Origin of the sequence: Streptococcus pseudopneumoniae (assembly GCF_038148935.1) — a bacterium.
Classification (GTDB): Bacteria; Bacillota; Bacilli; order Lactobacillales; family Streptococcaceae; genus Streptococcus; species Streptococcus pseudopneumoniae_U.
Genome location: NZ_JBBJZX010000003.1, coordinates 1 through 13,344, shown reverse-complemented (window position 1 = coordinate 13,344; position 13,344 = coordinate 1). Strand labels below are relative to the sequence as shown.

The window sequence follows — 13,344 nt, the reverse complement described above, 5'->3', positions numbered from 1 at the left end:
GTTTATTTTATCATGAATCCACTGATAAGTAAACGCTAACATAGCAGATTGCCCTAACTTCTGTCTTTTGTTTTTCTCTTCTTTCTATGATACAATGGAAAAAATGAATTCAAAAGGAGTTTTTTATGACTTATCCAAATCTCTTGAACCGCTTCTTGACCTACGTTAAGGTCAACACGCGCTCTGATGAACACTCTACTACTACTCCAAGTACACAGAGTCAGGTTGACTTCGCAACCAATGTTCTGATTCCTGAAATGAAACGTGTTGGATTACAAAATGTTTATTATCTACCGAATGGTTTTGCTATTGGAACCTTGCCAGCTAACGATCCATCTTTAACACGTAAAATTGGCTTCATCTCCCACATGGATACTGCTGATTTTAATGCTGAAGGAGTCAATCCACAGGTAATTGAAAACTATGATGGTGGAGTAATTGAACTTGGAAACTCTGGTTTCAAACTCGATCCTGCCGACTTCAAGAGTCTTGAGAAATATCCAGGACAAACGCTCATCACAACCGATGGAACAACCTTGCTGGGGGCTGATGACAAGTCAGGTATTGCTGAAATTATGACTGCTATTGAATATCTAACTGCTCATCCTGAAATCGAACACTGTGAAATTCGTGTTGGTTTTGGTCCAGATGAGGAAATCGGTGTTGGTGCTAATAAATTTGATGCAGAAGATTTTGATGTTGATTTTGCTTACACTGTTGATGGTGGCCCACTAGGTGAGCTTCAGTACGAGACCTTTTCAGCAGCGGGTGCTGAATTGCATTTCCAAGGCCGTAATGTCCACCCTGGTACTGCCAAAGGGCAAATGGTCAACGCCCTTCAGCTAGCAATTGATTTTCATAATCAACTTCCAGAAAATGACCGACCTGAGTTAACGAATGGTTACCAAGGGTTCTACCATCTTATGGATGTGACTGGTAGTGTCGAGGAGGCGCGTGCAAGCTACATTATTCGTGATTTTGAAAAAGATGCCTTTGAAGCGCGTAAAGCAGCTATGCAGTCTATCGCTGATCAGATGAATCAAGAACTTGGTAGCGACCGTGTCACTCTCAACTTGACAGACCAGTACTACAATATGAAAGAAGTCATTGAAAAAGATATGACTCCAATTACCATTGCTAAAGCCGTTATGGAAGATCTGGGTATCACTCCTATTATCGAACCAATTCGTGGAGGGACAGACGGCTCTAAGATTTCCTTTATGGGAATCCCAACTCCGAATATCTTTGCTGGTGGCGAAAATATGCACGGACGTTTTGAATACGTCAGCCTTCAGACCATGGAACGCGCAGTTGATACCATCATTGGTATCGTAGCTTATAAATACTAAAAAGACGAGGTAGTTCAGCTACTTCGCCTTTCTTTTTATTCTACTGCTTTTTCCTGATTTCCAGTGCTTGTTGGAGATTCTGTTGTTTCCTTTTCTGGAACTGATTCAGCAGATTTAGAATCTGTTGCGTTGCTTGGTTTGTTTTCGTCGCTAGCAGTTTCACTGTTAGATTCTGCAGTTGCGTTTGGTTGGTTCTCAGCACTGGTGTTAGCACCATTTGCTTCAGCATTTCTTGCTGGACTTGTTTCTTCACTCGCACTTGATTTTGACTGGATTTGGTGATTCAAAACTAGAATAGCTTTTGTCAATTCAAGTAAAGCTGCTTTGTCTTTACTCTTAGCAGAAAGTTGATCTAGTAATGCATCCACTTTATCAAAGTCCGCATCAGATCCATTATTACTTTCTAAATAAGAGTGAAGCGATATGAGAATATCGTAGAGTTTTTGATAGAGTACAAGTGTCTGAGGATCTTGCTCAGCATTTTCCTTTTCCTGTTGAAGGGCGCTAGCGATACGAGTCAAGACATCTTTCACCTGGCTGTTTACTTCATCCAAGTCTGCATCAGCCTTGTTTGTAGCAGCTTTGAGATTTTCTACTTCTTCTGCCAAGGATTGTCTGATTCCTTCTTCTTGGATTTGCTCCAAGAGTTGAGTTGCCTTGCTCAAAAGACTTTCTACTTCTTCCTTGCTAACATGATTGACATGCTCTTCTTTTTTAAGATCAGGATAAAGATCTTTCAAAAATTCATAAATCGCTTGCTTAGCAGATTGGTTATCAACTGTTTCTTTATCTAAAACTGTTTCATTTACTTTTGTAGAAGCTGGCTGATTTTTCAAAGCCTCTTCTACTTCTTGTTTTGCCTGATAGATGCTTGGGAATAATTTGTTCAATTCTGCTGCCTTAAGGAAGGATTGAGATTGATACAAGGTCCAAGTCAACTGAGCTACTTTATTTCGAAGTTCATCACTCAAACGACCGTCATTTACGTGTTCGTAGAAATACTTGATGTATTCCACAGTTGTAACACCTGTTCGGTCATTAAAATCTTGCAAGGCTTGAAGTTGTGATTCAACCGCTACTAAACCAGCCTCATCTTTTGCCAATTTAGCTTCTTGGAGTCGAACGAGAAGGTCTTTCTTAGGAAGCCCATAAGAGTCTGTATCTAGTGTATTGATTTTATCAATCAAGGATTGATATTTCTTATCTAAAGCACTTGTTTCAACAGGTTTGACACTTTCATCAATATGGATGTATTGTTTATCAAAGAGGTCAAGTGTTTTTAGATAGCCCACAGTAGAGTTGGTTGCCAGTTTCTTCATATTTTCAGTAAACTGACCTAAAGCTAACTCAATCTGTCTTTGTTCGATAGGTTTGTCTTTATAGATACTTCTGCTATCAGCTAGAAGTTGATCTACTTTTTCCAAGACTGCCTTCTCATCAAAGGCTCCAGGTTGATAATTGGATTGTAGGGCTGGAATCTTGTTTTTCAAAGCCACTTCATATCCCTTCGTTTGAACCTTGATATAGTGATTGTGGTCGCCATGAGGAATCACAAAACTACCATTTTCTACCTGCAAACTATAAGGAGACACACCATCACGTAAGGCAGTCGTATAAAGTTCATTTAGGAAATCAAGCTCTGGATTGCCAGTCTGGAGTGGAAGTCGAACGTGTTCCTTACGAACAGCATATGGGTGGATATGAGTTGGATCGTAGGCTTGGTCTGGATTTCCAAAGACAAAGAATCCGTTTGAAATTCTAATCGCTTCAAGTGGAACACCATAGGTCTTAGAAATGTAAGCAATCTTTTCTTCATCACTAGCATCTCTTGAGAAAGACTCTACCGTTTTAGCAAGAGGTTTTACAGGCTCTGCACCATGATGTGCTTTCAAATGATCCTGAGCTGCCTTGATTTGTTCTGGTGTCAAGTCCTTCTTGAAGAAGTAATGATTGTGGTTACCATGAGTCATGACAAAGCCTTGATCATCCTCACTAATGACACGATCGGCATCAAAACCGTGATCATGGTCTTCATCATGATGGTGTCCATGATGATCTTCATCGTGATCGTCATCGTGATCGTCATCATGAGCTGGATTTGGTGTTGCTGTATTTGCCCCTTTCAAGTGGTCTTGCGCTGCCTTAATTTGGTCTGCTGTCAAATCTTTCTTGAAGAAGTAATGATTGTGATTACCATGAGTCATGATAAATCCTGATTCATCTTCAGCGATAATACGATTAGCATCAAAGCCGTGACCATCTTCTTCATGTTCCTCATGTGAAGTTCCTGGATTGATTGGAAGAGATGGCGAAGGTGTTGTTAGACTATTACTTGGAAGAGTCGGTTGTCCAATTTGATTCAACTTAGGAATGTAATGGAAATGATCACCATGTCTTACGATATAAGCTGTTGCTGTTTCCTCAACAATATCTTTTGGATTAAAAATATAGCCATCAGATGTTGAAGAGATAGGCTTATTTGTAAGTAATGAGGCACTATTCAAAGTAGATGGACTACTTGAAAGACTTCCTAGACTAGACGCTACTTCATGAGGTTTTTCATTTGTAGAGACCGTAGAACCAGTTCCACCGATAGGCACCATTCTGGCAATCTTTTCTTCTAAAGCAGAAAGCTTGCTGTAAGGAATAAAGTGGTAATGGTCGCCATGTGGAATCGCAACTCCATTTGGTGTACGACTGATAATCTTAGCAGGATCAAAGACTAAACCGTCTGATTCACTATAACGTTGGTTGCTAGGTAAATCATAGAGTTCCTTCAAAAGACTCTGGAGATTTTCAACTTTGCTTTCTGGCTTGCTAGTTGATTCTTTCTCTATAGCTTGATTAGTATTATCACTAGCTGCTGAAGAATAGCTTAACTGACTCGGTTGCGTATTTTTCCCAGCTAAATGAGCTTTTGCTGCTGCTAACTCACTAGCAGACAAATCACTTTTTAGAATGTAGTGATAGTGTCCTCCGTGAGGAACGATATAAGCATCACCAGTATCTTCGATAATATCAGCTGGATTAAAGACATAGTCATCATCTGTCGTATAGCGTCCCTGAGATCTTGCTACAGCAACATCAGAGCTGACCTTCTCATTATCTTTGACATGTTCTTGTTTTTGACGATTGATTTCATCCTTAGTTCGAACATTATCAGCATGAGCTGCATCTTTCAGGTAGACATAATATTTTCCATCGACCTTGATGATATAACCACCCTTGACCTCATTGACAATATCTCCATCCTTAAGTTGGTAGTTTGGATCCTTCATCAAGAGTTCTTCACTAAAGAGGGCATCATAAGGAACTTTCCCATTATAGTAATGATAGTGGTCACCGTGTGACGTTACATAGCCCTGATCTGTAATTTTGATGACAATTTGCTCAGCCTGAATTCCTTCTTTTTGGCTGACCTGGTCTGGTGTCAGGTTTTCAGTTTTCTGACTTGACTGGCTACCATCCACATAAGAAACACGATTATTGTCCTTATTTTCCTGCGATCGATGCTGGTTCAGTGCATAGGCGCAAAGACTCAAGGATACGATAACAGCTGATCCAGCTGCTATATACTTTTTACTGAATTTCATAAATCCCTCATTTCAATAAATGATGAAGCTTTTTCTTAACTTCTTTTTCTCGGTTAAACAATTTTTCTAAACTGGTTATTTAACCATTTAATTAACCAGTAAATAGTTTACCTTTTTTAAGTTTATCTGTCAAGATTTTTATATCATTTAAAAAAATAAAAGCCAGTATTGCTACTGACTCTTACATCATCTTGATTTAATAGGATAAACTTATGCTTCTGGTTTCGTCTCAATTGACTCACTACCTTTTAACAAAGCAAGTAATTTTTCTGCCTCTGTCATGATGTCATTATTATCCATGGTTTGCAGGCTCAAGTTACCTCGTAAACTAGCCAGGGTTTCAGTTGCAGTAGCTTTCAGACTAGCATCCGTTACTTTATCAAGTAAAGCTTCTACTTCTTTGAGTTTAGCTTCTACTTTTGCAGTCTCTACTTGATGGACTTCTGGCTCTTCTGTAGTATCTTCAGCTTCTTCCTCTGTCTCGTCTTCATCAGTGCTCGGTTTATAAAGATTATCTGCTGAAGGATTTAAAGCTGCGTGATTCTCTTCTTCATCAGATTCAGGGCGAGTTGGCTCACTTACTTCATCATGTTCCTTATTTTCATCAGGTTTACCGTCTTGGTCTGCCTTATTTTTACGAACATGGTCGCTAGCATTACCCCAACCATTATCTGAATGAGGACGTTGGTCCGGATGTTCAACGTAGTATTTTACAGTCGCAAATAAATCTTCTAAGGTATAACCCTCAGGTGCCTTATAGAGTCCTTCGTCAAACCATGCAAACTTAAGATTATGATAGTGATCAAAGTGAGGAATTATAAAGTAACCATTCTGTACAGCTACAGTATACTGTAAATGATTTGGTATTTTTTCTAATGGTACCTTGTTCTCAGCTGTTACGCGGTTATAGATAGCTTCTGTCCCTGTTGCCTCTGGTTTTGCTTCAGTAGAATTTGGAGCTTGTAAGCCTTTTTCTTTAGCATAAGCCTGAGCTGCTGCCCTTTCAGCTTCAGATAAGCTGTCTTTTTTAATCCAGTGGCTATGGTTCAAGTGTGGAGTGACGTAGGCATTTCCTGCATCACTTTCAATATCATGTTCGTCAAAAATGTAGCCATCTGAGGTTGTATATTTACCTGCTAATTTCGCTAATTTAATTTCATCGTTTGTATAGGCAATTTGAGCATTTGGTTTGCCAAGGCGTTCTGGGTGGGTAATCGGTGCTAGAAATGCCAATAAATCATCTACCAATTTTACTTTATTATTAGAAGATTCATTATTCAAGCGTTCTGCTAATTTGTCTAAGGCTTGAAAATCAACAGCACGCCCCTTATTTTCAGACAAGGCTTTATGAGCCTGAGTTAACAGATTATAAGCTTTATCATAAAATTCTTTGTCACGAGAAGAGACGTTTTCTTTCTTCGCAACTAGAGCATGTGTCTCTTGAGTTTTCTTAGACAAGAGATTTTCAATAGCATCAATCTTATCCTTAGCCAAGTCTTTAGCAAAAACATAGTGGCTGACACCAGCAATTTCCACAACATATCCTTTTCCAACTTTTCTAACAACCTGTTCTACTGCAAAATTAGTTTGTTTTTTCTCAGTTGACGGTTGAGCTTGCGGTTTTGGTGCTGGTTTCAAATAATGCATTCCTGGCACGACTGCACCATTTTGCCCTTTTAACAGAATCATTCTTGCAATCTTCTGCTCTAAATCAGACATTTGTGAATAAGGGATAAAGTGATAATGATTTCCGTGAGGTACAGCAACACCATTGGCAGTACGGTCTGTAATCTGTGCTGGGTCAAATACTAGTCCATCCGATTCTACATGGCGTTCTGATAAGGGTTTAGCATATAATTCACGTAAAAGGCTTGAAATATCTTCCCCGTGATTTTGATGATAAGTTGGATTGACAGTTAGATTAGGATTCTCTGACAATCTTGGTTGAGATGGATTTGCATTATGACTAAAACTTGAAGAAGTACGAGAGCCCTGCTTACCATTCCAATAAGCTTGAGCAGCAGCCAATTCCCCTGCCGACAAAGCGCCTTTTGGTATGTAGTGGAAATGATTGCCATGAGGTACAATAAAAGCGTCACCTGTATCTTCAATCACATCTGACGGACTAAAAACATACCCATCATCCGTTGTATAGGCGCCTCCAGTTGCTCGATTCGATGCTTGAGTATTGAGATGAAAGTTTGGTTTAATAGTTGAACTTAGTTTCTCAGAACTGCTTGGTTTCGTATTGTCAGAATGACTTTGAACTGGCTGACCTCCAATTGGCAGATTTCGAGCCAATTTTTCTTCCAGAGCAGACATTTGCGAATAAGGAATGAAATGGAAATGATCACCGTGAGGCACTGCCACACCATTTGCAGTACGTTTTATAATCTGTGCTGGGTCAAATACTAATCCATCAGACTCCACATGACGTTGGCTAAGTGGCAAAGCGTACAATTCTTGAAGGAGACTAGCTAAATCTTCATTTTGACTTTCAGAATCTGTTGCAGGATTTTGAGGTGTCTCAGATTGAGTCCTTCTCACACTAGATCTTGTTTCTCCCCTGCTAGAACGATATTCAACGGTACTTAATTGACCGCCTTTTCCAGATAAGAAGGCTTGGGCAGCAGCTAATTCACTGGCAGACAAGTCACTCTTAGGAATATAGTGGAAGTGATTGCCGTGAGGGACAATATAAGCATCACCCGTATCTTCTATAATATCAGAGGCATTAAAGATATACCCATCATCCGTTGTATAGCGTCCTTGGGCTCTGGCTGCAGCAACAGCATTATCTGTGCTTGCATTATGATTATGACTGTGTTCCTGCTTCTGACGTTTAATCTCTTCTTTTGTCCGAATATTGTCCGCATGGGCCGCATCCTTAAGGTAAACATAGTATTTCCCGTTTACCTTAATAACATAGCCACCCTTGATTTCATTGACAATGTCTGAATCCTTCAACTGATAATTCGGATCTTTCATAAGCAGTTCTTCACTGATAATAGCGTCATAAGGAACCTTGCCATTATAGTAATGATAATGATCTCCATGGGAGGTCACATAACCTTGATCCGTAATCTTGATGACAATTTGTTCGGCGTTGATTCCCTCTCTCTTACTGACTTCATCTGGTGTCAAGTTCTCTGCCTTTTGACCAGCCTGATTACCATCTATATAAGCAACTCGATTAGACTCTTTCTTAGCCTGACCAGCTTGGTAACGTCCAAGCTCATAGGAACAAACACTTAGGGCAAGAACTGCCACTGAACCTGCTACATATTTTTTATTGATTTTCATTCTTTCCTCACTTTAATTCTTCTGCTAGAACACTCATATTTTCTTCCAGATTTTCTAAATAAGTCTTGTCATTTTGTGGGTCTGCCTCTAAAGGATTTAGAGTTTTAAGACCTACACCTGTTGATTTGACAAGAGTTTCAGCTACTTTTGAAGAAGCGTTGCTTTCTGTAAAAATCGTTTTAACCTTATAGGTTTTAACAAATTCCTGAATTTCTGTTAGTTGTCGTGGACTTGGTTCTTGTTCAGGAGAGATCCCTGCAATACCAAGTTGATTCAGTCCAAATCGCTTAGCAAGATAAGAAAAGGCTGTATGTTGTGTTACAAAAGTTTTCTGACTCGCTTTTTCAAATTTAGGCTGGAATTTCTTAGTCAATTCTTGAGCTTTTTTGATAAAGGCTTGCGCATTTTTCTGGTAAGTTTCTTTATGCTCACTATCCACCTCTGAAAGTTTATCAGCGATAATTTGGGCTTCTTCTCCAGCTTTTTCAGGATCTAGCCAAGTATGTGGATCGTAGAGCGTTTTTTCATCAACTCCATCCCCTGCTTCCACATCTTCTAGCCCTGGGACGCGGTCTAAAGTCATTCCCTCAGAAGCCTCTAAAACCTTCACTTTAGATTTTTTTAGATTAGGATCTAAACTTCCTGCCCAAGATTCGAGTGTATGCGAATGGTAAACAAAGACATCTGCATCATAGATGGCCGCGATGTCATTCGCTGAAGGTTCAAAGGAGTGAATCCCGCTACTTGACTGAATCATCCGAACATCATTCAAGTCACCAGATACTTCCTTAACCATAGCGTAGATAGGATAGAAACTGGTCACAATTTTCATCCCTTTCCCTGTCTGGCTTTCCTTTTGACCACAAGCCCCTAAACACAAAAGAAAGACACTTAACAATACTAAAAATAAACTTTGTTTTTTCATGGATAACCCCTTAACTATTTAATTAACTGGTAAACATTCTACTCCTAAAAATTTAATCTGTCAAGCTATTTTAAGAAAAAAATTGAAATTTCTTTCACATATAAAAATCTGCTGAGTTTCAACAACTCAACAGATTCTCACTTTATTCTTCTTTTATTCTTCTTTTATTCTTCTATGGTAGAATGCTTATAGCCATAAGTGAAATAAATCATACTCCCTACTAACAATGCAACTAGGAAAGCAATCCAGGTTTCCATATTATACTGCAACATAAAGGATAAACAAATGATGATTGATAAAATCGGTAATACCGGTACTAATGGTGTTTTAAATTCTCCAGCTTTTGGCATTCCTTTTTCTTTCCGTAGGCGAATCAGCCCATAAGCCAGCATAATCAAGTAGGCAAGGGTACAAATATTTAAGAAGGCTGCGATACTGGCTAGTGGGAATATTCCTGCTGCTACTGCTGAAGCTAGACCTGTCAAGATAGTCGCATTCTTTGGTACCTTGCTAGTCTTCGTTAGTTCTTTAAAGGCGGCAGGCATCAATCCGTCACGGGCTAAACTGTAAATCATACGCGATAGGGCATAAGTCATTGAAATACAAACTGTAATCAAGGTCAAGATAGCCACTAATGACACATAGTTGGCTGCCCAACTGATCCCAACACTACGAAGGGCAAAGGCAACGGCATCATCGACATTTAGATGACTGTAGTGAACCACACCAGTCAAGACAAGGGTCACCAAGGCATAGAGAATAGTTACGATAGAAAGCGATAAGACAATCCCTCTAGGAATATTTTTTTGAGGAGTCTTGACCTCATCTACAGCCATAGAGATGGATTCAAATCCCAAAAAACCGAAGAACATCAAGGACGCACCAGCCATAATACCAGTACTAGCACCATAGATTTGTCCAAAACCGTAAGGAGCAAAATTGCTCCAATTACCAAGTTTAATATTCCAAATTCCTACTAAAACAAAGAGAGCTAAAGCGGAAAATTTCAAAATAACTAGAATCGAATTAAAGCGTAAAGCTGCTTTAGCATTTAGTAAAACAAGCGAAGTCACCAAGACCAAGACAAGAATAGGCAATAAATCAACAAATGTCCCAGCTTGAGGATTAAAGGTACCATTTAAAGCCTGAGGAAGAGCTATCCCGTATTGAGAGAGCAAGCCTTTAAAATAAGCTGCCCAACCCGAAGCCACACCAGATATAGCTGTCATGAATTCCATCATGGTTAACCAGCCAGCCAACCAAGCTGGAAATTCTCCTAAAATAGCATAGAGATAACTGTAGGCACCACCTGTAGCGGGTACTCGTGAAGCAAATTCTGCAAAAAAGAGGGCTGATAATCCTACACACAAGGCAGAAATGACGATTGAAATCACTAGGGCTGGGCCAGCAAGTGTAGCAGCTGCAGTACCTGTAATTGTAAAGACACCTGTCCCTACCATGGCTCCGATACCTAGCAAAATCAGATCCCATAACTTCAAATGCCTGTGCATCTCCGTTTTATCTAAACTAACATTTTTTGTTCTAAATATATTCATCTTTGACTCCAAAATAAACTGATGATTCTATTTTACCATAAATATAGGAGATTTGTGAATATTTATAAAATGTTTTTCTAAAAAAATCTGACTACATCTTGTAATCAGATTTTATCGATTCTAGTTCATTGCTTTAAAAGCTGCTTCTGCATCCGCATTGCTGATAACACCAAATTGTATCTTTCCAATCTTCCCTTGACTATCAATCAGATATTCTGTAGGAATGCTTCGGATTTGATAAGCTTGAAAGGTGGTTGCTTTGGTATCATAAAGCACTGGGATATCCTTATAACCTTGATCTTGGAACCATTGTGGGAATTGCTCAACAGTTTTTTCACCTTGAATTCCTGGTGCAATGACACTAAGAATTTCAAAATCACGATCTGGTTTTGCAGCTAATTCCATCAACTCTGGCATACTTTTCTTACATGGACCACACCAGGAAGCCCAAAACTTCAAATAGATTTTTTTACCCTTATAATCAGATAACTTGACTTCTTTACCATCCATGGATTGCAAGGTGAAGTCTGGAGCCTCTTTTCCAACAGCAATTTGCTGTACAGGCGTTTGTTGTTTTGGCTGTTGTGGAGCTTGAGTCTTTTTAGTCTCTTCCTCACCACAGGCCATCAGTACAACTAATGACAAGAGGCTTAAGCCAGCAAACATTACTTTTTTCATCTTTTTCTCCTTTATTCAAAAATTCCAGCTAGAACATTTACTTGTCCCAGTATTAACAAAATTCCCATTAAAACAATGAGGAAACCACCAATTTTCTTCAGTAGCATCATATGACGTTTAATTTTACTAAAATAAGGCATGACTACTCCTGAAGCTAGTGCCAAGACCAAGAAAGGAATTGCCATCCCTAGAGTGTAAATAAGAGTATAAATAGCTCCTTGCCAAGCTCCATTACCACCAGAAGCCGCAAGCGCTAAAACAGAACTTAAAACTGGACCGATACAAGGCGTCCAACCGAAGCTAAAGGTAATACCGAGTAAAAAAGCTGACCAATAACGATTGGCTTCTGATTTCTTAAAAGTAAAACTTTTTTGAATCTCTAATTTCTTAAAGTGAAAAATTTCCATCTGGTGAAGGCCTAAAATGATAATAATAGATCCCATGACATATCGAAACCAATTGGCATAGAGAATATGACCAAAGTAACCAGCACCAAAGCCTAGAATAAAGAAAATAAGAGAGATACCTGCGATAAAACAAAACGTTCGAATCAAACCTGACCAAGCAACTTTTCTCCCAAATAAAGAAAAGCTTTTTGCACTTTCCTGATCATCCAATAAAATCCCAGCATAAACTGGCAGAAGTGGAAAAATGCAAGGGGAAAAGAAGGACAAAATCCCTGCTAAAAAAACGGAGATTGAAAATACTAGCGTTTCCAATAAAGAACCAACTTTCTTAAGATTTCTAATCCTATTTTACTATATTCAATTTTATTTGTAAGCTTTCTGCTACGTAAAATAGTATTGGCACTACTAGACCAATCTTTTCTTTTGCTAGTCAAGGTAGACCTCACCCCAAAATAGCCAAAAAGCAACGACAAGGGTTACTCGTCGCTGCTTTTGTGAACGGAAATGTCTTTTAGGTATGACATTTCATAAGTTATGTTTTACTTGAGTTTGGCAAGGATTGCTTTAAGCTCCTCTACTAGTTTAGCTTCTGTCTCTGCTGAGCCATTTTCTTCTTTCACGAAATCAAGGGTTTCTTGGAGAAGTTTTTTGGCTTTGGCAAGGACTTTTTTATCCGCTTTTTCTGCATCTAGCTGTCCGAGAACCTTGGTCAATTCCGTGCTTAATTGCTGGATTTCTGACTCTTTCTTACGGCGAACCAACCAGAAGGCAATCACACCTAGGAGAGCGAGTAGACTGACCACAATCACTCCTGCTGGAACTGAGTTTGTTTCAGTCATCTTATCTGAATCCTTACTATCCTCCGTTCCTTTCTTGGAATCCTTCTTGTCCTGTGCAGGCTTGCTGTCGCTAGCATTTGCTTTCACATCTTTGAGAGAGTCCAAGGCAGCCTCCACAGACTCTACTGCAGTACGCAGACCTTGCTCTGTCAAGGTACTATCTTCCAGAGCTTTTTGAGCATCTAGGAGGACAGTTTTGGCTGCATCGATTTTCGGATCAGATACTGTTGCCAAAGCTTTCAAGCGTTGGTCTAACTCTTGAGTCAAGGCACGAAGTTCAGACTTGTCAACTTGCTCTTGAGCTGGAGCTTGCGTGCTCGTTGAGCTAGCTGAAGGACGTGCTGCCACTCTAGGAGCTTGAGTCGGAGCTGAACTTGGAACTGGAGCAGGACTTGCAGGTTGACTCGGAGCAGTTGGTTGAGACGGTTGTGGAGCTGGCTCAGATGGAGCTGTTGGAGTCTCAGTAGCTCCTTGGTCTGGCTGAGTAGGGGTAGAAGGTTGAGGTTGAGGCGTAGGAAGCGGACGTGGAGATGGTTGTGGATTGATGTTCTTGATAGCATCGATTCCTGCCACTTTTGCCTGTTCTACATCCTTATTTGTTACGCCCTTGTCTACAGCAGTCTTAGCATCCTTGGCTTCTTGATCCACCTGTTGCAATGCTCTTGACTTGTCCTCAGTTGTCAAATCAAAACGG

At 39.7% G+C, this 13,344-nt stretch carries 8 protein-coding genes and 2 pseudogenes; 1 reads left to right on the top strand and 9 read right to left on the bottom strand.

What is annotated here, in order from left to right:
* Positions 1-125: 125 nt before the first annotated feature.
* Entirely contained in the window at positions 126-1,349 is a 1,224-nt protein-coding gene (pepT, locus tag WKI42_RS00665) for a peptidase T (protein WP_368080913.1), read from the top strand.
* A 35-nt stretch (positions 1,350-1,384) separates the two neighbouring features.
* On the opposite strand, the gene WKI42_RS00660 is transcribed toward pepT, so the two are convergent.
* The 9 genes and pseudogenes from WKI42_RS00660 to WKI42_RS00620 form a co-directional block, all read right to left on the bottom strand.
* Positions 1,385-4,942: a pneumococcal-type histidine triad protein gene (locus tag WKI42_RS00660; protein WP_368080912.1), complete on the bottom strand. Its 3,558-nt coding sequence runs from the start codon at positions 4,940-4,942 to the stop codon at positions 1,385-1,387.
* A gap of 210 nt (positions 4,943-5,152) precedes the next feature.
* On the bottom strand, positions 5,153-8,245 hold the full coding sequence (locus WKI42_RS00655; RefSeq protein ID WP_368080911.1) for a pneumococcal-type histidine triad protein: 3,093 nt from the start codon (positions 8,243-8,245) through the stop codon (positions 5,153-5,155).
* Between the two features lie 7 nt (positions 8,246-8,252).
* A complete protein-coding gene (adcAII, locus tag WKI42_RS00650; protein ID WP_049539664.1) occupies positions 8,253-9,170 on the bottom strand; it encodes a zinc-binding lipoprotein AdcAII in 918 nt (305 codons plus the stop codon).
* A 164-nt stretch (positions 9,171-9,334) separates the two neighbouring features.
* The gene (locus WKI42_RS00645; protein ID WP_368080910.1) at positions 9,335-10,726 is read right to left on the bottom strand and encodes an APC family permease; all 1,392 of its coding nucleotides are present in this window, start codon (positions 10,724-10,726) and stop codon (positions 9,335-9,337) included.
* A 120-nt stretch (positions 10,727-10,846) separates the two neighbouring features.
* Positions 10,847-11,404 (bottom strand): thiol-disulfide oxidoreductase-associated lipoprotein SdbB, encoded by a 558-nt coding sequence (gene sdbB / locus WKI42_RS00640; RefSeq protein ID WP_368080909.1) that lies wholly within the window; start codon positions 11,402-11,404, stop codon positions 10,847-10,849.
* 11 nt (positions 11,405-11,415) lie between these two features.
* Positions 11,416-12,123 carry a thiol-disulfide oxidoreductase-associated membrane protein CcdA2 gene (gene ccdA2 / locus WKI42_RS00635; RefSeq protein WP_368080908.1) on the bottom strand — a complete coding sequence of 236 codons (708 nt, stop codon included), beginning with the start codon at positions 12,121-12,123 and terminating at the stop codon, positions 11,416-11,418.
* A 227-nt stretch (positions 12,124-12,350) separates the two neighbouring features.
* Positions 12,351-12,767, bottom strand: coding sequence for a transmembrane domain-containing protein (locus WKI42_RS00630; protein WP_368080929.1), 417 nt, complete (start codon positions 12,765-12,767; stop codon positions 12,351-12,353).
* A gap of 27 nt (positions 12,768-12,794) precedes the next feature.
* A pseudogene (locus tag WKI42_RS00625) lies at positions 12,795-12,998 on the bottom strand (hypothetical protein); the annotation flags it as partial.
* A 243-nt stretch (positions 12,999-13,241) separates the two neighbouring features.
* Positions 13,242-13,298, bottom strand: a pseudogene (locus WKI42_RS00620) (DUF1542 domain-containing protein); the annotation flags it as partial.
* Positions 13,299-13,344: the final 46 nt, after the last annotated feature.